Consider the following 22503-nt stretch of genomic DNA (forward strand, 5'->3'; position numbering starts at 1 on the left):
GATTTGCAATTTCTAATCTGAAATTTTATAGCCCTTGTTTCTTAGAATTTCAATAAGACCATATGCCATCTCAACATGGTGTTCATGCCCTTCTCCGTGCAAATCAAAGTCAAATTCGTCCTCTTTGCCTTCAAAGTAGTCATATTCATTAGCCCATTCCACATTCCTTATAAACTTCTTAATGTAATTCTTGCTTATTTCCCCTTTAGTGTCACAAACTTTCCTTAAACTAATTTCACCTTGCCCCCAGTAAATGGACTCGTCTGACAGCATGAAGAGTTGATTATCATATTCAAAGAAGTAGTTGAAGATATCACCTGTTTCCTTACGGTAGATAATTTCTTCATTCTTAAAATCGTTCTTACCCCAAAGAGAATAAATGTACCACCCCATTACTTTGAATTCCTCATCTGTTAGTACATCATCGTTATTAGGAAACATCTTTCTTAATTCACTCGTTTCATCTAATGTGAACATCTAATTCTCCCCCTGACATTTCATCATCCTCATGATCACTTGCAAAGTTTCTTAAATAATCACTTAACCAACTAGCGCCACCCCAATTGATTCTCCAAATTGCTAATTTCGATACATTGAATGTTTCTTTAAAGTCTTTATTAAACATAAAGATTAAATCAATCCTTTGATCTTTAGTAATGGTCTTATAGATATTTCCCCAAAGGATTCTGGGATCGTTTGTATTTGTTACTCCAGCACTATGAAGTTCTTCAGACACACCATCAACCCAATCGTTCAAGTCTCCTCCACAACCTAACATCACTAAACCCTCAGCAGTATCTCCATCACCATTTGTGACTAGTTCAATCAAATTCAAAAATCCTATTTCCCTGACTTTCTTATCCATTATGATTCCCCCCGGATTTATTTTTTAGTCAATTTGTGATTATCCATTCACATTTTGTGACTAACAACTTGTGATCATGATATCACACAAAAAATTGCATGTAAAGCCAAAATGTGATTTGGTTTGCACAATTTGGCTCAGTGAACTAGAATGTACATATAAGAAAATTAACTGTGAGGGTGATTTTGTTTTGAGTAATGAATCAAAAATAATGATTGGAAAGCAATTGAAGAAACTATTGGAGGATAATGGATTCAATGTTGCCAAAGATACCCTAGTGGAGGAATTCGGTTTTAATCGTTCTACTTTGCAAAAATACTTAAATGACATTAGAAGACCTACATTGGAGGATATTGTAAAAATAGCAAATCACTTTTTTACATCGGTAGATTATTTAATTGGCAATTCGAAATACGCACTGGACATTTTTGATCATAAATTTTTAGAAGAGTTCTTTGAATATTCTTCTGATAAGATTGAGGATCACTTTAAGGAAAGATACACTATTGATATTTCTGAAGAAACCATACATTCTAAATCGCTATTTGGAATTCTCGAAGCAATATTTCAAGAAGAGTTCAATAAATCTTTGGAGGATCTTTCAATTAACGAAAGGGAGGAAAGAAGGAAAATATATGAATTGCTAATCACAATATTTTTTAGTGCGATTACTCTCGCAAAAAATGAAGAAAACAATAATAGGGATGAATTGCAGGCACTATCAAAAAGGTTAACTGAATCCGTTCATGGGGAGTATAGTTTTAGAGATACAATAACTCTTGAAGAATTAGAAGAACATAGCAGCAAAACACGTAAGGAGAAAATAAAATTATTAAAAAGTTATATAGGGATAAACGTTGCTAATGGACAGAAAGCACTAAGAATGTTAGAGGAACTTTCCGAAGACGATTAACTGTTAAAAATGGTTATTTACTGTTCATTTCTTAATAGAGTCCTTCACTTTATATGAAAAGACCAAACATCTTAAACTGTTTGGTCTTTTCGACATCCTAGAAAGGATCAACATAAGATATTTAGAGGTACAACTAAGAGTCTAAGGGGAAACTTTTAATAAAACAGAATTTTAAGTGTTTATATAAGAACACTTATTCAATTAAGGTTAAGTACAGATACCCCAACAGTAATGACAAAGCAATACCTGAGAATAATAACCTCCCTAGCCAAGGATTATAATATTCTTCGTTTTCACCCTTTTCTTTGTTATTTTTAGCATGTATGTAACCTCGAAGAGTACAAAACCAGACAAATCCTCCACTCATAAGAAAAATCATCAAATATAAATAAGGTATTATATCACCAGTTAAAGAAGCCATAATAACAAATAGCAACATATATGCAATCAACTTACCACCAAATACTTTTATTACAAAACCTCTAGGAATGCCATTATCTAAATCTCTCTTTGCCGCATGATATTTGGTGGATAACACGATATTAAAAAGTACTCCTCCTAAAAGCATTATGACAAATGAGTTGAGATAGTAGTCAATGGTTGGAATCCTATAATGTATCCACATTGCTGGCAAGAATATAGTTGTAAAAATTAAAGAAAAATAAATCGTTATTGCTATTAAGGTTATTTTATGCCATTGCTTCTCTACTACGATCCCCAATATGTTCATTCCCTTTTTCTTCGTTTATTTCTACTTTACGGTGTTCATATCGTTAAATTTGCGACATCCTTCTGAGGAAGTATGAATCCTAACGATCAGATAGGCGTCATCTTTAAGAATTCAGTTGTTGAACCGAAATCCGAATTAGTGTAAAAGCCTGATAATCAGTTAGGTCATTAATTTTTCGCGAAATTATTTTTTGATAACATCCCATTTAGTGCTCAATACTTCCTTATGTTTAGAATCCACAATTTTATATAGCAATAGGTTTCTAAATGACAAACCAATTGGATTCTCACTGCCACACCAAATATCTTTTACAAATAATATTTCATTATCATTAAAAATGGAGCATATTTCTTTCTCAGTTCTTGCAGCAACTCTAGCAATTGCACCAAGTTTTTTGTTTTTTCCACTCGTTCTTTTGTATACTCTGATTGATTTTCCATTTTATGATCAACACCTTGTCTTTTGTCCTAGTATTGTCTTTTGTCTTCTTTTAGATAATGCTTGTAAGGTAATAAATGGGGACTTCAATGTCACTGTGGAGATTAATGTTTTTTAATGATGCTATATTCCAAGTCATAATTCCCCCATAAATTGGAAAACCATTTGAACTTTTCCTCTGGATACCTCTCTCCATTGAATGTTAAACCAAAGTACATTCCCACAAGATCACCTTCCAATTTAGTTTGATGATAACTATAGCGCGAATCTAATCATCCGCAAGTTTTTTGCTAGAATTTTTAAAATAAAGAGGAATAGTGATAAAAGATTGTTCAATTACACATGAATTTTATGATTTACATCTATTAAAATGGAGAGGCACCAAAAGTAATTATGAAAATAGGATTTTCATGCCACTTAAATTATGTCATTTCTAAATTCCCCAGAATCTCTTATCTTCAACGATTTTAGGCCCTGTCGGGTGATTTAGATTAAATGTCGTTCTAAATCTAATTAATTCTATTTTCTCCATTTTTCCTGTAGCAACTATTTATTTCTTACTACTATGTATGGATTTTTTTCATTTGAAGAAATTTATTTTTTTCACCTGAATATTTTCCAAAAATTATTGATGATTCAAATCAAACTTTCATAATGCTTTGTGTAGAATGGCTAGGTTAGTTAATAACAAAACTGAATGATTAATAACAGTTATAAATAACATTAACAGTTCCTAGTGGTTATAATAGTTATAATGATAATAATGATTTATAATGGAAATAACAGTAATAATTATTAATAATCATTGATAATCAATACTCGAAAGCATATAAATCGTAACCTGCTGAAAAATAAAAAGGAGAAAGACTCTTGAATCCTTTCCCCCTTGTAATTCTTCCTAATAAATTCACCCGTTAATAATTCCTGCAAAGATATTTCAATTTATCAAAAGGTCTATTAATGCTTTGATATCGTTTTCGGCTTCTTTTAATGTTTTAAATTGTCCCCCGTGAATCAGTTCAAAATCATCTTCTTCAAAAATTTCCGCAAAAGCCGTATAATACCACAAAACACCATTCTCCTGCTTGTCGAAAATAGCAAATCGATATTTTTGCCCATGTAACTCAATATCTTTTAACAATATATAATCACCCAAAACAAATCCCCTCCTCTCTATAGTTAAGTTATAGAAAAGAGGGGATTTTACTTTATATATATCTATAATTTCATTGAATATTTGTATTGCATTTGTTTTACCAATCATTCTGTCTAATTCTTTCATCCATTAAAATGGCATAAAGATATGAAGGTGCTTGTAAATTCTGAAGAGGAACTGTATTTTTAATAGGCACATATTTGAGCGCTTCATTAATTGTACTTTTAGATACTAAACGGTTAGTCCTACTTAAATGAATAGCATTTCCTTTAATGGTGTATGTAAATTCCCCACCTTTTATCTGTCTAAAAGTATTCCCCTCACAATCTAATATTCTATCCCATACTTTTTCAATCATAAATATCCTTCTTTCCTATTTATTCAAAACTCTGTTCTTTTCAGAGCATTTTGCAATTCCTGAATTGAAGGTGTTACATAAACTCTTGTAGTCTCAATACTGCTATGGCCAGCAAGTTCGGCAATAGATTGGATATCTACGCCATGCTGTGCCAACTGTTTACAGTATGTATGCCGTAATGAGTGAGGAGTTATCTCAATCCCTAGTTGATTACTATATTTCTTAAATATATGCTGAATTGCTCTTGTAGTAATATGGTTACTTTTGCTGCTCACTAGTAAAAAATCAGATTCTTGATCCCTTTCCTCTAACCAGTTAAGAATTGCCTCTTTAGTATTTTCGGTCAAAGGGATCACCCTATATTTATCACCCTTGCCATTTATTCTAAGAATTTCCCTTTTTATATCTACGTCCAAAAGTCTGACGTTACAAATCTCCTGTACACGAAGACCTAAATTTACAGCCAAATACACTATCATTTGATGAAGCATGCCTTTTTTGTAATTTTGTTGCTTAGTCAATTCAATTGCATGTAGTAATTTCCCAACTTCTTTTCTTGTAAGCCAACGTATGTTATTCTGTTTTTGGATCTTTTTGATTTTAATGTTATTGGAAAGATTAATGCTTGTTGATCCAATAATTAATAGAAATTCTGACCATTTCATTAATGAAACCAATCTTCTATTGACAGTGGTTGGTGCAATTGAAGTATCTGATTTAAGTTGTCGTTCATAATCTTTCAAATCAGTAGAAGTAAGCATCGAAATTAAATGTGGTGGTTCATATCTTTGATGAATCCATTTAAAGAAGTGGCTTAAATCCTGCGAGTAACTTTTAATGGTATTTAAACTTTTGTCATTTTCTAAAAGATATGTTTTGAAACTTTCAAGTGATTGTGAAATAGTGGCTGGAACCGAGTTCATTATAATAATCCTCCCTACTATGTTATACGACGAAAACAGTGTTTCTTTTATAGGTGTTATGCGACGAGAAAAAATACAAAAATGAAGTAATCATGTCGCATAAACCATATTATCTGACAAAACTTATTTGGTCGTATTATAGCGCGTTTGAAACCCTTTGCCAGCACTTTTACCTCATTTATTTAGTAACATTAATTTCCGTATACCCTACTCATGTCTTCCACAATACAAAGAGAAAGAACTCATCAGAAATCCCTTTATTCGGCTTCGATCAATTCCTTTACACAATACAATATAAATATGTTTAATATAATTGAAAAAAATTACATACAAGTACTTAATTATTATTATTTACTATTCTTTAAATAGGTTTTATATAAGAATATCATGTGTAATTATGATTTTCATATTTTCTTAACTTTTCACTACAATAATCTCGCAACATGCTCACCTCGTCTTTTTCTTTTTATGCTATAACAAATATAAGCCAATTAATTTGGCATGTGAAAGGAGAGGATGATTAATGAAAGACAATATAAATCAAGTTGTTGAAAAAGTGAATCAATTGTTTATTACTACTAGATACAAATATATTAAACTTAATGAAGATGGTAATTACTACACATTTAATAAATATAATAACGAGAATCACGATTCTCTTCACAATGGGTTTATAACATCACATATACTACGAAAAAGCACTTACGGTATTTTTTGCAGAAAAACTCACACTAAATTTGTCACTTTTGATGTAGACGTTCCAGATATACCTGAGGCTAAAAAAGTAGTATTGGCTCTCCATGAGTCTTTAAACACTATCGGAATACCTTCGGATAAAATTTTCACTAGTTGGAGCGGTACAAAGGGATATCACGTTGATGTTTATTTCTCAGAGGAAATCCCTTACAACTTAATGAGGGTACTTTTTAATGCAGCAGTTTCAGAAGCATATAACTTACTAGATGGAAAAATAAATGGGAAAATTGAACTCCGTCCAACACCCACACAGGGGTTGAAACTTCCACTCAGTATTAATTACAAAAATAAAGATAAGAGTAATAACATCTGCTGGTATGTTGACGTGCAAAATAATTTTACTAATATTCAATCCTTTGATTACTTTTTAGGCATTGAACCCATGAATGCTGATATTGTGAAGAGTTTAATATTGGATTTACAGGAAGATGACGAGAACCTACCAGATACAGACAGTGAAGGTAGAAAATTAGAGAATTCTGCTTTTGGAAATATAGATTTGTCGGAGGATACACTAGATTCCCTAGAGGATTTATACAAAAATGGCTTAAGGAAGCCGGGCACTAGAAATGCTGTTACTTGTAAACTGGCAGTTTATTTTAATACCTTAAATGAAAACAAATATGAATGTGAACAAAAATTAAGGGACTGGATGAGACGACAGAATAAGGTCTTTTTTAAGACCCCAATTGAAGAATGCTTTGAAGAAATTACTAGAATCGTTAATTTAGTTTATAAAAAAAATGTTGTGCTCTCCAAAGGATTATCAGAAATTATTATATCTAGAAGTGAATTGTTAACACTGTGTCAGTATCCAAAAAAATTTCAAAAAACTCTTACTGCTTTATTTATTCATTCAAAACGGTTTGCAGATAGAAATAATGAGTTTTTTATGACTTACGAACAAATCGCGTTGGCTGCTAATTGCTCCATCAAAACAGCCATAAACCATATTAAGTTACTTGAGCAAGAAAGCATTATTAGGGTTACAAGATCACCTATATATGTAAGAGGAAACAAACTTGAAAGCCATCCAAATATTTATGAACTAAATCTTAATTGGCTAAATGTAGATAAGGAAGTTTCTATTAGTGTCATGGCGGATAATGTAAAGTCCTATCGTAATATGCGAATTCAACTCATCTTGAAGTTATTCCCTAATAATGAATGGTGGAATATTAGTGAGTTATTGAATATAGCGCTGGAAAAACAATCTAAAGAATAATAATTAAGTACTTGTATGTAAATTAATTCAGTCATATTTAATCATGTCAATAATCACTTTCCTTTTAGCCCACATTTCAAAGAGTAGAAATTATTTGCCTACCCTATGAAATGTGGCTATTTAATTTTTCATTGTTTTTTCACAAGTTTACAAATATATCTTTATTAATCCTTTGAATTATTTTGGTTAAATCCGGGAATATCATCTTGAAGTATTAATAGGAAGTAACTTGGAATAATGGAGCATCGTTTCCCTCAATAAAATAGCCATTAAGTTCCGTTACTTTACCCACGGCCCACTTCAAGTCTTTTTGAGTTAACCATGTATATTCTTTATCGGGGTTAATAACCTCATGTATAAACGCTAGATAATACAGGCAATTTTTATAGTTAAGGTTTTTAATGTAGTTTTGTACTTTCACAATATCCTGCTTGAAAGGATCATCATTAGTATCGTACTTATATTTCATTTCAACCACTGCTAAAATATCAACCACATCATTCCTTAAATGCCCATTTAAACCGGGTTCTTCACATAACTGTGCTATGACTAGATCTGCTCGTAATCCATCATGATAGTATTCAGTATATATTTTCAGCATATTTTCTTCTAAGAACTTATCAGTCAACTTGTTTCTTAGATGGAAATAAAATGAATTCTTTAGTGTGTCCTCCTTGAGTAAACTAAAATTTTCATAGTCATATTTTATATTATTGCACCAGATTTCTTTTATAGCATTATCTATTGTCTTTATCGTATCGATATTCATTACTCACCCTCATTGCATACATTAAAATTGTTGCTGATGTCTGTTACTAACTGCTCATAAAAGGATTTACCCCATAGGTATCTGTCTTTGTCCCTTAAAGAATATTTTTCAGGAGCGGTAACTGAAACGGCATTTATATAAGCCGTGTAATCATCCCATAATCCTTCTGAAAACTTTCGGTCCGTTAAACTATGAAAATGGTACCCCATTTCTTGAAGAACATCACACACCCTAATATCGTAGACAGTAAATGATTCGGGAAATAACACAGTTAAAATAGCACTTGCCATCGGTAGCCTGAGTTCGCAATTTGCCATTAGAAATTTTAATCTTTGTTTTGAATCATTCAATTTATTAACTTCAGCCGTTATCGACTTTACAGCCTCCTGTATGCTAGAATAACCCATCTCTAATAAGCGTTTGGCAATTTTCGATTTTGAACGGTTTGATTTCCAAATGACAATCAAGAAAAAATCAGGAGCACTTAAATGGCCTTGATCTTTAAATCTTTCATGTACGGTATCGAATAGGTATTTCTCAATATTATAGAATGCTTTAAAATCTAGTTCTGCTAACTCTATTTCTTTTATTGGTAGTTCAGGCTTTTCATGCTCCATGTACTCATTTAATTCTTTTACGATCTTTTTTGGTGTATAAGGCTTAAGTTGCCAATTGCCTTGTTCTCCTACGGAACTTGGAGAACCTATAAAATTTTGTTTCTTACCTACCAAATGGAATCACCTCAAAATAATATTAACACGAGCAATTTTATTCTTATTTTATCATAAAACCTTTCTAGTATTTTACAACTAGGATGCAATTAGGATGCTATAAATCAACATAAAAATAAAGGTACTAGATTTATACTGTATAATGTTAATTGGCTTTTCTTTATTTAAGAGGGAGATGATTTTTAGTGGATAAAAGAAGAGAAGTTATTATTAATACATTAGCCAGCAAATATTATTATTTTTTAAATACACTGCCATTTGATGATACGCTCTTTATGAAGGGAATTCATGAAGGAAAAGGTAAGTTTCTTGCTAACCTCCATATCTATTTAGCCACAAAGGACTTGCCAAAGAAGTGGAATGACAAGCGCTATTCAACTGACTTTGCAACTCCTACTGCATTAGAAGTATTAAAGACTAACACGGTAACTGGGTTAGAATACGAACATCTTATACCTAAGAAAAAATACATACAAGATATTTGTGAACAAAAAGCAAAAGACGGAACTTTAACAGAGGAATTTATTAGGAGTTTATTAGATCGATATTTATGGACAGCGACAGTAACTTCACAAGAACACAAATCATTATCTAGAAGGGTGATGCCCTTGAATTGGGATCAAAAAAACATAAATGCTAGATACGAAGTAGCGGACATTGTCCTAGTTCCTCATAAGAAAGACTATATATCTTAGGATAGGTATTCTAAGCAATTACCCAGTATTTAGGAATATTTAAGGCTCTAGTGAAAACGTAACTTACTAGAGCCTACTTCTGGCATCAATTTAAATTAGTAAACAGTCCCACTCTTTGTCTATGTTTTTAGCCCTGCTGAAATATCAAGTTTGTCCTTTTCCAGTTCTTCAACTTTATTTCCATGTTCCTCTACACTTTCGGTATTATCTTTAATAACATTCACATCAGTTTCTCTATCACCTGTGTTAATGATAATAGTTCCAGAATCGGTATTTTCAATGTTAATTGTATTATTATCCCCATTAACGTTTATTATCTGAACTTTTTCCTCTTGCGTATTCGGTTCATCCACAGGTACGAGAGGCAATAGAATTGTCATTAATACTGATATTTTAGTTAGAATATCCCAAATATATTTTGTATCGACCACATGGAAGACTGTAACAATATGCATACAATACGAAATAATCCCTTGAATAACTTCTTTGATTTCCTTGTCATTTATATTCTCTTCTTCAGAAACTGATGAACTACTGTCTATTTCGTCATATACCTCTTGTAATTCTTCAACCATTTCTGAAAAAGTACTTGAGTTAATACCTAAATCTGAAATCTTGTTAAAAAGTTCACTCCATCTATCTTGGTGCTTTTGTAATATCTCAAAAGTGGAATTATTCATGACTTGAGTTATGCTATTTTGATAATTATCTAAACCAAGATTACTTATTACACTAGTGATCCCCTGATACTTCTCTAATCCAGTAAATGCTGAGTTACCTACTAGCCTACTCCAAGTATCTTGGTGCTTTTGTATTGCTTCAAATGCTGAGGATTTAAAAATCCCATTTATAGTACTTTGATGTTTAACTAAATTATCAAATGCTGGACTATGCATTACACTTGCAACACTCTGGTACTTTTTCAATCCAATTGCAGCAGAATTCCCAATTAGTCTATTCCAAGTATCTTGTTGATTTTGTAATTCCCTAAATGCCGGGTTGTTCATAATGGAGGCAATCCCCTGATATCGATCAAATCCCACTGTCGCTGAATTACCTATTAATCTATTTATATTATCCTGTTGTCTTTGCATTGCTTCAATTGCTGGATTTCTTAGAGCCTTATTTAGCATGTCTTGCTTTTTTTGAAACATCTTAAAAGCAGAAAGAAACTCATTATCCATTAAGTGCTCTCCTCCAAAATAAATTTAACAAATTTGTTGTTCTGTTAAGAACAAAATCAGAGCAAGCGGTAAGTACCACCTCCCCTGATTTTGAAATAACTATCTATGCATCAATTGGCCAATCTTTATATTGTTGTTCAGCCTGTTCCATAAATCGGTTAGTTAGAAACTGCAATTGCTGGCCATTAACTTTTTCTTTTATTAGAACCATTTTCACAGCAAGTTTAACCTTAGAATATACATCTTGACGGTGCGGGCTAGTCCAATCAACGTCTAATTTCTTTTTTAGTTCCTTAACAACTTTATGAATTATGTTGGCAAGGAACTCGTTTGAAAAGGCACCTTCTTCTAATGAAGAAATGGCTTTGTAAAATTCAACCTCTTCTTCTGAAAGCCCTAAATCCTGACGTCGACGAATTTCCTCTTCCATTTCTTTTCGCATTTTAATCATCATTCTAACGACATCTGCTGCTTGAATAACACGATTATGGTAATCTGTCAGCGTTTTCTCCAATAACTCTTGCATTGTTTTAGATTGAGAACTACCTTGCTTAAATGTAACTTTAATTTTATCCTCAAGCAGTTTTCTTAGAAGTTTTAATCGTAAATCCTCGTGCTCTTTCTTTGTTAAATCTGCTAAGAACTTTTCATCAAGGATACTAATATCTTGTCTTTCAATTCCTGCCACTTTAAAGACATCCACAGTTTCTTTCGCAAGGAGATTTTGGTCTAGTAATACCGATAATTGCTCCTCTAAAGTTTTATTTCCTCCTGCAGTTTCACCCGGAGGACGTAGATGTTTTCTTAACTGTGCTTTTAACATTAAGTAAAGAGTTACATCATCTGCTAGTACCATTACTTCTGGCTGGCTTTTAACAAGTTGATATGATTTTTCTAGTTTTGTTGCATATTGTATATAATCCTCTGTATCTGTGTTTAATAAAACATTTACAATATCTGCTATAAAGTCTTCTCTATCAATCTGTCCTTTTTGTCTCCAACCGTCTATTTTTATATTGGAAGGTATATAATTTCTAACTGATTCTAAATTCTCATTAAAAATCCGAATTGCTTCAGCAATATCATAAGCGGGATTACCTGTGCCTCCACCATTAGTATATTTATGTGTTGCCTCTTTAAGTGAAGTAGCAATCCCTATATAATCTACAACCACTCCACCTTCTTTACCGGGGAACACGCGGTTAACCCTAGCAATAGCCTGCATTAGATTATGCCCCTTCATAGGCTTATCAACATACAGATAAGACAGTGGCTGAGCATCCATACCAGTCAACCACATATCAACAACAATAACAAACTTAAGCGGGTCTTCTGGATTACGTAGTTTAGCCTTAACATCTTCTTGTTCTTTCTTAGACTTAATATGGGAATACTCGCTTCCTTCTTGGATTTCTCTCCATTCCCGTGGGTCTTTCGAGACATCACCTGTCATGATAACTTCCATTCTAGGACATCCTTCTACTTCTTTTAAACAATCATATAAGTCAGCAGCAATTTGGCGGCTCATACATACGATCATTGCCTTTTGAAAAGGATTGGCCAATGAATTAAAATGTGATACGATATCGTTTGCAAGGCGTTTGAGCCGTTTTGGAGTTCCCACGACTTTTTCTAAAGCGGCCCATTTTCTTTTATAGCCTTCTGCGTCATCATTTTCACCATTATCAACAAATATGTCTTCTAACTGACCATCGATATCCTCAGCAGTCAAATCTAACGGAATTAATCGACTTTCATAATATATTGGTAATGTTGCCTTATCAGCAACAGCCTGAGCCATGTCGTAACGGTGAATGGTGTGACCAAATATTTCTTCTGTATTATTCCCAACAAAATCAACTGGTGTTCCCGTAAACCCGATATGAGAGGCATTAGGAAGTGCAAAACGTAATTGTGCTGCATAACCACCCTCAAACCCTGCTTGTGTACGGTGTGCTTCATCTGCTATCACTACAATGTTTCTTCGTTCTGAGAGCACAGGGTGTTTTGTCTCTTCACCTTTCAAACGGAACTTTTCTATAGTAGAAAACACAACAGGTGTTGCTTCCCCTCTAAGGATTGTCCTTAATTTCTCGGTACTGCTTGCCCTTTCAACCTTGCCAATCAATGATTCTCCCTCAACAAAGGTATCGTACAATTGTTCGTCCAAATCATTTCTATCCACTTGGATAACAATGGAAGGATTTTTTAGTTCAGGGTGTCTGCTTAATATTCCGGCAAAGAAAAGCATACTAAGTGATTTACCAGATCCAGTAGTATGATACATTACTCCAATTTTACGGTCTCCTTCAGGTCTTGTAGCACGAACGGTTTCCTTAACTGCAAAATTAACCCCGAAAAATTGGTGGTATTTTGCCCCGATTTTCTTAGTTTTATCGCCTGCCTTAAGGAAGACTATAAAATTCCGAATATAGTTGAGTAAACGGTCTTTAGGAAAAAGGCCCTCAATTAATGTGCGCATTGTATTAGCGCGATTATTATCTACATTACGTCCGTCAATTGATTTCCATGAAGCAAAGAAATCATAATCAGCAAACGGCATTCCATGCTTAGTCTCTACATTATCCGATACAACCGTAAAAGTATTAAAATTGAATAATTGCGAAATATCATATGTGTAGTTTTGAATTTGTGTATAAGCGTCTTTGACCGTTGCCTGTTCACTATTAGGGTTTTTTAATTCAAAAACAATAAGCGGAAGACCGTTTATATAAATTACTATATCTGGTCTACGCGACATTCTTCCTTCAATTGAAAGTTGATTAACTACTAGAAAATCATTGTTCTCAGGGTTTCCCCAATCAATAGGGAAAATGTGATAAGTAACTCTCTCTCCATTCAATTCATAACTAAACTCTATTCCCTTTACTAACATTTGATGGAATTCTTGATTACGCTGAATTAGATTCACTCCATCTGGGGAAGTAAATATGCCTGTCAATCGTCTTATTTCTTGTTCTGGTATAGTAGGATAAGCCTTCCTTAAGAAGGCTTCAAACCTATTAAATAAAATTACTTCCTGCAGTTGTTCACGTTCGCCACGCTGGAACAATTCTTGTGCATAAAGATATTCATAGCCAATCCTTTTCAATCTTTCTATTGTAGTTTCTTCAAATGCTGATTCACCTAGAGGTCTGGACATGATGATATACACCTCCTTAGTAATAAAAACAAAATTATTAACTTTAAACTCAAATCTTTTATATCATTAAAAATTTATCTCACCAGAAAATAATCGAGGTATTAAAAGGTTTTTAAGATTTAGTAAATAAATATTTTCATTCTTATTTTTTTGAATCTGTAATTGTATATTTTTGAATACCGTATTCATTTTTATCAGCAAATCATCGGTTGGAACTGCAAACTGAATGGAGTATACATAATCTTTATCCGTATGTGGAATTGCTGACCCAGTTAAATTTGATCTAATATTGCTTTCATGATATTTAATAACAAAATATAATAGGTAAGGAGATATACTATTATCCTTAATTTTCAATTTAGATAAAGTAGAACCCACAATACCTTTATAGGCTGAGTATATAGTACCAGAACTATTACCATCCATTACCATAAGGAGATCACTATGATCAGCAAAAACTAGTCTTTCACCTTTGGCAAACTGCTGTGGAATTCCACTATTTAATGCCTCAATATTTAGATATGGTAAATTAGATTCACCTTTTTCTGTATTTAATTCCTTGGGTTTCTTGCCTTTTTCAAATTGAAATATATCCCTAAGATTAATTACTTTCCATCCATTAGGTATTAATCCTAACTCTGAATTTTTGAAATTTGAATTTTGGTTTAACTTATAATCAATAAAATACCCTTGAAAATATGTTTGTCCTAATTTTTCTAGAATCTCATTGGTTTTTAAATTAATTCGAATCTTCTCATCAATATTTCCAAGAATATCACCAATTCGTTTTTGAATCGAATATGTTGGTACAGATATATTAAAGTCTTTAAAATTACTTAAGGGAATTCGATCAACTGTAGAACCCATCAAAAGATTTTTTTCAATGGTTTCTCTCCAGTCTTGACTAAAAAAGTAATAAAATAAGAACTTTGGATATATTTTTGATTTATCAGGGCGAATTAATGCTACTCTTCTTCCTAGGCAACACTCTAAGTCTTTAGGAATCATTGCATACCTATTTAATGTTGCTTCATAAGTAAACACAATATCTCCACCCTTTGGAGTAACTCGTTTCGTCCATTTGGGGAATTCTTCATAAGAGATATGCCTAACATCAGTTAGATCGATTCTTCCTTCTTCTGTAATGTTTTTAATACCTAAAAATACAGGTCCTGTTTCTGAAGGTTTAGGAGTTGCATGAGGACCATCGAATAAGTCTAGAATTACATCTCTTATTTCCATTCTAATCCAATTGTTACTCATTAAGTAAATCCTCCAAATCCCTTTTAACCAACTGTTGCAGGCGATTAGACTCCTCAAAATGTTCTAAGAGTTGTTGATTTAATTCTACAAATTTCTCTTCGAAAGGAACATCATCATTTTCTTCAATTTCCGTTCCTACATAAATACCCGGAGTTAGTTTATACTTCTTCATTTTTACTTCTTCTAATTCTGCTACTCTACAAAAACCAGAAATATCTTCATAACCATTTGATTTTTTATTCTTAAAAGAATGATATATAGAGGCAATCTTATTTATTTCTTCATTTGCTAGGGCTTTTTGTTTACGACTAACCTGAGAACCAAGTTTTCTGGCATCAATAAATAAAATTTCATTTTTACGATTCCTGAAATCACTTTTACCATCACGGTTTTTACTTAAAAAGAATAAACAACATGGAATCCCAGTTGTAAAAAATAGTTTCTCAGGTAACTGAACAATACAGTCAATATACCCATCGTCAATTAAACGTTCCCTGACCTCCCTTTCTTCTTTAACACTTGTAGTCATTGCCCCATTTGCCATTACATATCCGGCAGTACCATTATCATTAAGATGATGTAAAAAGTGTTGCATCCACATATAGTTAGCATTGCTATTTGTAACTGGACCAATTAAACGTGGATCGTTCTTTGCGACACGCTCTGCTCCCCAGTCCTTTTGGTTAAATGGGGGGTTAGCAATAACAAAATCGGCTTTTAAATCTGGAAATTGATCGTTTAGCAAAGAATCACCCAAGCGAATCTCTGCATTTATTCCATGCAGTAGTACGTTCATTTTTCCTAATCGAACAGTTGTTGTCACATTCTCCTGCCCATAGAAAGAGAGAGCGTTTTTACGTGGGGAATACTCTTCACTCTGTATAAACATTCCACCACTACCACAAGCGGGATCAAAGACTTTTCCACTTATTGGTTCAAGCATTGCTACGAGTAGTTTTACTATGCTTGATGGAGTAAAGAACTCTCCACCACGATTACCTTCTGAAGAGGCGAAAGAGCCTATAAAGTATTCATAAGTACGACCTAATACATCCACACTTTCACTTGCTCTAGCACTAAAAATTTCTCGAGAAAATATTTCTATTAGCCCTGTAATGTTTTCAGCAGGAAGATTAGAGCCATGAAAAGTTCTTGGTAGCATTCCTTCTAATTCGGGATTTTCCTCTTCAATTCGTTTCATTGCATTATCCAATATTTCTTTAATATTGGGCTGTTTTGCATTTGACATTATATAAGACCATTGTGCTTCCTCTGGAACAACGAATACATTCTCAGCCTTATATTGATCATGGTCTTCAATAATTATCATCTGTATATCATTGTCTTCCGTGTACCAATCACTATCGGGATCTTTAACCATTTGTTCTAATTGGCTACGTCGTTGCTCGTATTTATTCGATAAATACCTTAAAAAAATTAAAGGTAAAACATAATGTTTATAATCAGAAGGAGCCACACTCCCTCTCATTTTATTTGCTGCATCAAATAAGTCTTTCTGGAACTCTATATCTGCTTTAACAGTCAATTTTGAAACCTCCGACCTAAACTTCTTTATATTTCCATATACCTACTATTTTATCATAACTTTAAACCAGTTCTTTGCAAAATAGAAATACCTTTATTTCAATGTATATTGCTGAAAAACAAAAAGAACAGAATAATTTTTCTGTCCTTTTAGAGGCTGAAATATATAAATTTTATAGTTCTTCATACCCGTGTTTTCCAAATAAAAGATTAAGTTTCTTTATTAAATATTCTTTTGCGATTTCTGTTATTTGTAAATGTGATTTTTGATGGTGTCTTTTCTTTATGTTTTCAATTCGTATATTTGGTTGATTAACTGTAGCGGGATAGACCTTATGGTTTAATTCCCTATATAACTCGTTCAATGAAATACCATACATAATTCTATCATTTAGAAACTTTCCGTTTGTATATTCAATATAATAGGGAAATCTTTTATTCCATTTTAGATATCTACTGTCGGTATCATCTATTTTATTGTTTTCGGTAAAACCTCTGGCTTCCGCATAGCCAATAATAATCGGGACTTCATTATCATCTTTATCTTTGCTAACAACAGTTAAAAAGATAGTGTCTCCAGTCTTAATACCAGTTGGCTTCTTTGGAAAAAATGTTCTGTTTACATATTCATTTATTCTTCTTTTTCTATTAAGATAAATTTCATCATTACGTATTCTATCTTGACTAGTTCCTTCAAACTTGAGCCATATCCCTGTTTTTCCATTACTAATCGAAATATCGCTAATAGCATCTTCTAGGATATCATTTTCTTTGCTATCAGTTGGTGTTGGCTGTGGTACATCATTTAACACTGCTCCCCATTTAGCAATATTATACTCATTCATACCCTTTTTGCCTTTAAGATTTTTTACACTTATATTCACATAGTGTCTTTCTTTTAAAATTCTATCCAGTGAAATTTGCCAATCTCCATTTGATGTCAGTTTATTAAGTAGGCCATCAAAATAATCTTGGCATTGTTTAGTAAAATCTCTTTCATTTTCCATATATAGACCAAATTCATGATTTTTATAAAACCCATTAAAAGTAAAATTTGCTGATCCCATTATTACAGATTGATCATCGAAAATATATAACTTTGTATGTAAATCCTGTAATGCATAAAGTTTAGCGCCTGCTCTCACAAGATGCTCTAATCCCTCAATACTACTTGCACCTCTTATAAATTCCTCCCTATTGAATCTAGTAATTATACAACACTTAATATCGTCTAAACCCTCTATCCACTCAGCCAAACCAAACGCTGTTTTAAGCCCTATAAAAGGTGAAATAATATTAATTTTCTTTTCAGTTGAATCTAGCAAACTATAAAACTTTTCCCCAAAATCCTTACTAATAAGATTGATTGACATTTCGCCACCCCCGAATGGTTTAACAAGAACTTATTATTTATATTATATTCAATCTGGTGGGATTTTCCTAAAGAATTAGAAGGCTAATATACATATTTAGAAGGGGTTAAACAATCATTAATCATTTGGACATACAAACACACTAAGGCTTGTAAAAAACACATTCTAGAGGCCATTTTGGGGCTATTTCCCCCTTATTTAGGTCTATTCTTAGGTTGTGAGGTATAGTGAAATTCAATTATTTCTTTTTAAGATAAATAAACTATAAGCCATTTTTTGATTTTATCTAGCAATTTAAGCAATCAAAAAGACAAGGATTTCACTCCTCGTCTTTGTCCAAATAAATGGGGTTCAATTTTTCAACTACATTTAAACACTCTAAGATCGCATCCTCATCTAGAATATACTCGCTCAAAATAGCATCTATATTTTGCGTAAGGTTTTCAAAGGTTTCAAAAACATTGTCTCTAATCTCAGTATTGAAAACTTCGGTTAAAGAGTCCTCCTTATTAACCTTTGCTAACCTTTTGTCGAATACAAATAAAAAATACTGATATTGAGCGAACCCCTTGTATTGTTTCCAGTTGATTTTTCTAAAGCGTGTAATAATAAATTGGTAATCTTCATGATGGAATTCAACAATTTCATTTTCCATTACTTTTCTTGAGTGATTTGTTTGTTGCATGTTCATCTCCTCCATTATCTTTTGAAAATTTATACATGCGACTCTTCAAGATAATGAAGGAAAAACCTTGCTTTTATTGGTAGACGTACAGTGAAAAAATGTTTCAAATGGTTAGTATTACCTTGATCCCTAAAATTGATTTAAGAGGCTATTTACCACTGACTTTTGGTAATTTAAATACTATTGAAAAACCATTCTTATAGATGTATGAAAAAGCCGTTAATAAGCAAGTGTATGGGAACTTGTTAATTAACGGCTTTTATATATCCTGTTGATTTCCACGAAAATGTATTAATAAAATAATTGAATTGTTTTACCTAATCATTTTTATCATAATACAATCTTAGACAACATCTAAAAATTCATCCATAGTCATTTGCTCATAGTTTTCAAAAATATGCTGCCCAGTTTCAAGGAATCTTTCTGAAAGAAGGTATCTCCTTACACTATTTACCTTTTTCTCTTCAACAGATCCAAACGTATAATTCTGTTCATGAATTGTAATATTTATCCCCATTTGAACAATTTGTTCGATAATTTCTTTTATATAATTATGGACCCATCGCTTCATTTTCTGCTTAAACGGAGCGGGTAATTGTCCCCAAACGGGGTTTATTTTTTCACAAATGTTTGTGCTATTAAAAGAAAAAGGATTTGATCCAATATTTTTTCCAATAACACTCCTTAAAGAATTTCGTACCTGTGTTTGTAAAATATCTTCATTCTCTTTCTCTAACTGGCCATTAATATCAACTGGGACAATATAAATTAAACCATTGTTTAACAAAGTTTTTTCATTGATTACCTTGTAACTCTCTACTCTTTCCCCTTTTCTTACAGTAAGATATAGACCATCAGACTTAATTTCAATCCCAAAAATTTCATGGTCCATAGCATGTCCTAACTTATCCTTAACTGTTTCGCTTATAGATTGCAATGTATGAGACATTTTTTGTTGTTTCTGCTGAGTAACACCGTAAACAATTTTGGCATTTATTTTTGACTTACTTTCTAATCCAAAAAAGTCCTTTAAATGATTGGGTGTAAGACTTAAATATCCAGCAGCCTGTCTTGTTCCATGATGACTCCAATCAACATCAAAGGTACGAACTTTACATTCAATTAATAGGTACTCTTTATCAATATCTTTATATAAAATTACCTCAGGTGTCACTGCCTTTTTTTGTCCAAAAACTTCTCTAAGTTTTTTTATACTTACCGGTTCAAGAGGAATTGGCCTTTCAATATGTTTTAAAGTATAACCTTGTCTATTAAAATACGGATAAAAATTAGACCCGTTAGGATAGGGCAAACTTAAATGTATTAATAAATTCAATTGAAATAATGGAGATAATTCCGTTTTCATTAATCTTTACCTCCTATTACTTGGTTTAGTATGCTTTCATAGGGAACGTCACCAATAAATACATCAATTTGTGGGTCTAAGAACTTCTGAATATTTGTTACTAAACGATGTATTGTATTCCCGCATGTACCCTTTGGTAGAAATAAAATAAATTCTACGAGACTTAAATCCAGAACAACGTTTTGCCAAAGGTGAAGGTCTACCCCGTAAATATGAACCCGTTCTTCATTAATTCTTTTTACTTCTCCATAAATTTTAAATGGTTCTCTACCTTTGGGAAAGGTAAATTCTACAAAATTATTAAATACGTTTGTACTTAACGGTTTACTAAATCTAATTGTAACAGGACTAGCCTTAAATGAATTATTGATTGGACTATCTTTGCTCTTTACTTTTTCTACTTCTACCCATGTTTTCTTTTCCAAGCGCTCAGTCATATTTTGATAGATTGAAACAATTTGTTTCAATTGCATACGATGGTCAGAAAAACTATCAGAGCGATTTGTAAACTTTCCATTTTGATATACATCATGACCACCTTTTCCAACATGACTTGGAAATCTTAAACTTCCTACTGAATGGAAAGAAGAAAAATATTGTCTAACTCCTTGTAGTTTATCAACAATTCCACCTAACTCTTCTACCAATGATACTGACGAGACTTTATGTTCAATGATTTCATCTTTATTCAGGTGATTCTTCTCAAACATAGCATTAAACTCAAATTTCATTTTTGTGAAGCGTTCAGGATGATGGTATGATGTAATTTCCTCCAAAAAGTTGTCATACATTTTTCCAGAGATCCATAATGAATCCAAAATTGTGGACTTTTTAACATATGACCGTGCAAGATGATCTGAATACTTAGAGGATTCTGTTGTAAATAATGTACAAAAACGCGAATTTATTTGTTCAATAAACCCAATTAATTTATCACTTTCGTATAAGGAAAATAGTTCCTCATCTATTTGCTGAATTGAGTGATTGCTATCTGCAAATAAATTTTTTAAGTCCAATAACCCTTTTGTAACAACCTCAGAACCAAAAAGACTCTCATCAAATGTTTCAAAGACATATGATTTTAAGAGTGTATTTTTCATTTTATAATTATCAATTTGTTCTTTTGTACTTTGGGAGTATTCTTCGAGGTAATTAAATACATCTTCTCTAGACTTCCATTGAACTTCCACTTTAATGTTCCCCCTAATAATACACTTCTATGTACGTAAAAACCCTCCTCATACGATGATGAAGAGGGTTCCATGGGAACGGTGCGCTCAGTTGCGCGGAGTGCTAGGACTCAATGTTCCCAAACATTGAATGCGTTCGATTACGCGGTGCGCTAAGGCACAACATACTATATTATACACCAATAGTGTACTACATATTCCAATTAATTGCAATACTTTATTCTTCTTTTGTAGCAGCCGTTGTTTGATAAGCGTTTTGTTTTAATTGTTCCTTCAATATTTCAATTTCTTCAATTAACGCTTTATTTTTCTGTTGCTCCTCGACTAACTTACCTTTTGTTTCAGAGTATATATGAAACATATTTGGCATAAAATGCTCCATGATTACTAAATCAATCTTATCGAGCACTTCTGGTCTAACCTTTGCCTTTTTACCGTCTTTTTCATGTTGATATAAAATCCTATTTTTATCTACTCCGCGAATAGCCTCTAAGCAAATACCACTTCCATGCTTCAATCCATCGGCAGAATCAACATCTATATGAAGGGGATCGTTATCTCCATGTTTTCCTGAGGAAATCGGTGCAACAAGAAGTTGCCCTTTATTATTATCATAAAGAACCACTGCTGGATGTAAAAATGTTAGTTCTCTATTAAAATGCCCAAACAATTCTACTTCAACTATATGGCCCCTCGACAGGTTTTTTCTAAAGACGTGAGATATACGCTTAGATTGGTCCTTTACGTATCTCTCTAGCCCCATTAACCAACGAATACCATAGTATTGATTTTTCTTCACTATCTCATTAAATAATTCCGATAGGAGTTCGTTAGTATCTTTTATTAATTCTATATCTTCATGCATCTTAGGTATATTTTCATTTGAAATTCCCCTAAAACCTTTCAGTTTTGTTCTGTATTTATTTGTACGCAAACCGACCTCTCCCACTTCAAATATATATTTCTCCTTTCTATTATACTCTTAAATACTATGTTCCTTAAAGTAAAATTCCAGATATGTAGAGCCTAGTTACAATAAATGGGATTTCTGAATATGAAAATGCGAAAAACAATAATCTCGGTCGGGGATTACGCCATTGTAAGATACCTAATATGCTTCTCCCTTAAAAATGCAATCTAAGCACAGGGCATAATACTCTCTTAGACCGTAAGTA

20 protein-coding genes are annotated in these 22503 nt (G+C 32.5%); 3 read left to right on the top strand and 17 right to left on the bottom strand.

The window, feature by feature from the left end:
• Positions 1-12 precede the first annotated feature (12 nt).
• Both CYJ37_RS24960 and CYJ37_RS24965 read right to left on the bottom strand, forming a co-directional pair.
• Positions 13-477 (bottom strand): hypothetical protein, encoded by a 465-nt coding sequence (locus CYJ37_RS24960; protein ID WP_101552751.1) that lies wholly within the window; start codon positions 475-477, stop codon positions 13-15.
• Positions 461-865: a hypothetical protein gene (locus CYJ37_RS24965; protein ID WP_101552753.1), complete on the bottom strand. Its 405-nt coding sequence runs from the start codon at positions 863-865 to the stop codon at positions 461-463. Before CYJ37_RS24965 ends, CYJ37_RS24960 begins: the two co-directional genes overlap by 17 nt.
• 190 nt (positions 866-1055) lie before the next feature.
• Here CYJ37_RS24965 and CYJ37_RS24970 point away from each other — a divergent pair, with 190 nt between their 5' ends.
• Positions 1056-1778: a helix-turn-helix domain-containing protein gene (locus tag CYJ37_RS24970; RefSeq protein WP_180827447.1), complete on the top strand. Its 723-nt coding sequence runs from the start codon at positions 1056-1058 to the stop codon at positions 1776-1778.
• 193 nt (positions 1779-1971) lie between these two features.
• Here CYJ37_RS24970 and CYJ37_RS24975 read toward each other — a convergent pair whose 3' ends face one another.
• From CYJ37_RS24975 to CYJ37_RS24990, 4 genes are all read right to left on the bottom strand, one after another.
• Positions 1972-2499 carry a hypothetical protein gene (locus CYJ37_RS24975; protein WP_142385321.1) on the bottom strand — a complete coding sequence of 176 codons (528 nt, stop codon included), beginning with the start codon at positions 2497-2499 and terminating at the stop codon, positions 1972-1974.
• 1384 nt (positions 2500-3883) lie between these two features.
• A complete protein-coding gene (locus CYJ37_RS24980; RefSeq protein ID WP_101552759.1) occupies positions 3884-4210 on the bottom strand; it encodes a hypothetical protein in 327 nt (108 codons plus the stop codon).
• Positions 4200-4460, bottom strand: a complete 261-nt coding sequence (locus tag CYJ37_RS24985; RefSeq protein ID WP_101552762.1) for a hypothetical protein — start codon at positions 4458-4460, stop codon at positions 4200-4202. The genes CYJ37_RS24980 and CYJ37_RS24985 overlap by 11 nt, the downstream gene beginning before the upstream one ends.
• Positions 4461-4483: 23 nt before the next feature.
• On the bottom strand, positions 4484-5383 hold the full coding sequence (locus CYJ37_RS24990) for a tyrosine-type recombinase/integrase (RefSeq protein ID WP_101552764.1): 900 nt from the start codon (positions 5381-5383) through the stop codon (positions 4484-4486).
• A 523-nt stretch (positions 5384-5906) separates the two neighbouring features.
• Here CYJ37_RS24990 and CYJ37_RS24995 point away from each other — a divergent pair.
• Positions 5907-7364: a TOTE conflict system archaeo-eukaryotic primase domain-containing protein gene (locus tag CYJ37_RS24995; RefSeq protein WP_101552766.1), complete on the top strand. Its 1458-nt coding sequence runs from the start codon at positions 5907-5909 to the stop codon at positions 7362-7364.
• Between the two features lie 214 nt (positions 7365-7578).
• On the opposite strand, the gene CYJ37_RS25000 is transcribed toward CYJ37_RS24995, so the two are convergent.
• Both CYJ37_RS25000 and CYJ37_RS25005 read right to left on the bottom strand, forming a co-directional pair.
• The gene (locus tag CYJ37_RS25000) at positions 7579-8133 is read right to left on the bottom strand and encodes a hypothetical protein (protein WP_101552768.1); all 555 of its coding nucleotides are present in this window, start codon (positions 8131-8133) and stop codon (positions 7579-7581) included.
• Complete coding sequence (locus CYJ37_RS25005; protein ID WP_219620060.1) at positions 8133-8864, bottom strand: hypothetical protein; 732 nt, start codon at positions 8862-8864, stop codon at positions 8133-8135. Before CYJ37_RS25005 ends, CYJ37_RS25000 begins: the two co-directional genes overlap by 1 nt.
• A gap of 185 nt (positions 8865-9049) precedes the next feature.
• Here CYJ37_RS25005 and CYJ37_RS25010 point away from each other — a divergent pair, with 185 nt between their 5' ends.
• Positions 9050-9559 (top strand): hypothetical protein, encoded by a 510-nt coding sequence (locus tag CYJ37_RS25010; protein ID WP_101552770.1) that lies wholly within the window; start codon positions 9050-9052, stop codon positions 9557-9559.
• Positions 9560-9678: 119 nt separating this feature from the next.
• On the opposite strand, the gene CYJ37_RS25015 is transcribed toward CYJ37_RS25010, so the two are convergent.
• The 9 genes from CYJ37_RS25015 to CYJ37_RS25055 form a co-directional block, all read right to left on the bottom strand.
• Positions 9679-10743, bottom strand: coding sequence for a hypothetical protein (locus CYJ37_RS25015; protein WP_101552772.1), 1065 nt, complete (start codon positions 10741-10743; stop codon positions 9679-9681).
• A gap of 103 nt (positions 10744-10846) precedes the next feature.
• The gene (locus CYJ37_RS25020; RefSeq protein ID WP_101552774.1) at positions 10847-13906 is read right to left on the bottom strand and encodes a type I restriction endonuclease subunit R; all 3060 of its coding nucleotides are present in this window, start codon (positions 13904-13906) and stop codon (positions 10847-10849) included.
• 66 nt (positions 13907-13972) lie between these two features.
• The gene (locus tag CYJ37_RS25025) at positions 13973-15169 is read right to left on the bottom strand and encodes a restriction endonuclease subunit S (protein ID WP_101552776.1); all 1197 of its coding nucleotides are present in this window, start codon (positions 15167-15169) and stop codon (positions 13973-13975) included.
• Positions 15162-16715, bottom strand: a complete 1554-nt coding sequence (locus CYJ37_RS25030) for a type I restriction-modification system subunit M (protein ID WP_101552778.1) — start codon at positions 16713-16715, stop codon at positions 15162-15164. The genes CYJ37_RS25025 and CYJ37_RS25030 overlap by 8 nt, the downstream gene beginning before the upstream one ends.
• Before the next feature lie 172 nt (positions 16716-16887).
• A complete protein-coding gene (locus CYJ37_RS25035; protein WP_101552780.1) occupies positions 16888-18087 on the bottom strand; it encodes a phospholipase D family protein in 1200 nt (399 codons plus the stop codon).
• 319 nt (positions 18088-18406) lie between these two features.
• Positions 18407-18772 carry a hypothetical protein gene (locus CYJ37_RS25040; RefSeq protein ID WP_101552782.1) on the bottom strand — a complete coding sequence of 122 codons (366 nt, stop codon included), beginning with the start codon at positions 18770-18772 and terminating at the stop codon, positions 18407-18409.
• 343 nt (positions 18773-19115) lie between these two features.
• Positions 19116-20138, bottom strand: a complete 1023-nt coding sequence (locus CYJ37_RS25045) for a hypothetical protein (RefSeq protein ID WP_101552784.1) — start codon at positions 20136-20138, stop codon at positions 19116-19118.
• Positions 20138-21328, bottom strand: a complete 1191-nt coding sequence (locus tag CYJ37_RS25050; protein ID WP_257964307.1) for a hypothetical protein — start codon at positions 21326-21328, stop codon at positions 20138-20140. Before CYJ37_RS25050 ends, CYJ37_RS25045 begins: the two co-directional genes overlap by 1 nt.
• Before the next feature lie 217 nt (positions 21329-21545).
• Positions 21546-22262: a type II toxin-antitoxin system PemK/MazF family toxin gene (locus CYJ37_RS25055; protein WP_101552788.1), complete on the bottom strand. Its 717-nt coding sequence runs from the start codon at positions 22260-22262 to the stop codon at positions 21546-21548.
• Positions 22263-22503: the final 241 nt, after the last annotated feature.

It is taken from the genome of Bacillus sp. UMB0728 (assembly GCF_002858875.1).
GTDB lineage: Bacteria > Bacillota > Bacilli > Bacillales > Cytobacillaceae > Bacillus_AB > Bacillus_AB infantis.

Coding starts and splice junctions, on each gene's coding strand:
- CYJ37_RS24960 (WP_101552751.1), bottom strand. CDS start 477: ATGTTCACATTAGATGAAACGAGTGAATTAAGAAAGATGTTTCCTAAT.
- CYJ37_RS24965 (WP_101552753.1), bottom strand. CDS start 865: ATGGATAAGAAAGTCAGGGAAATAGGATTTTTGAATTTGATTGAACTA.
- CYJ37_RS24980 (WP_101552759.1), bottom strand. CDS start 4,210: ATGATTGGTAAAACAAATGCAATACAAATATTCAATGAAATTATAGAT.
- CYJ37_RS24985 (WP_101552762.1), bottom strand. CDS start 4,460: ATGATTGAAAAAGTATGGGATAGAATATTAGATTGTGAGGGGAATACT.
- CYJ37_RS24990 (WP_101552764.1), bottom strand. CDS start 5,383: ATGAACTCGGTTCCAGCCACTATTTCACAATCACTTGAAAGTTTCAAA.
- CYJ37_RS24995 (WP_101552766.1), top strand. CDS start 5,907: ATGAAAGACAATATAAATCAAGTTGTTGAAAAAGTGAATCAATTGTTT.
- CYJ37_RS25000 (WP_101552768.1), bottom strand. CDS start 8,133: ATGAATATCGATACGATAAAGACAATAGATAATGCTATAAAAGAAATC.
- CYJ37_RS25015 (WP_101552772.1), bottom strand. CDS start 10,743: ATGGATAATGAGTTTCTTTCTGCTTTTAAGATGTTTCAAAAAAAGCAA.
- CYJ37_RS25020 (WP_101552774.1), bottom strand. CDS start 13,906: ATGTCCAGACCTCTAGGTGAATCAGCATTTGAAGAAACTACAATAGAA.
- CYJ37_RS25025 (WP_101552776.1), bottom strand. CDS start 15,169: ATGAGTAACAATTGGATTAGAATGGAAATAAGAGATGTAATTCTAGAC.
- CYJ37_RS25035 (WP_101552780.1), bottom strand. CDS start 18,087: ATGTCAATCAATCTTATTAGTAAGGATTTTGGGGAAAAGTTTTATAGT.
- CYJ37_RS25040 (WP_101552782.1), bottom strand. CDS start 18,772: ATGCAACAAACAAATCACTCAAGAAAAGTAATGGAAAATGAAATTGTT.
- CYJ37_RS25045 (WP_101552784.1), bottom strand. CDS start 20,138: ATGAAAACGGAATTATCTCCATTATTTCAATTGAATTTATTAATACAT.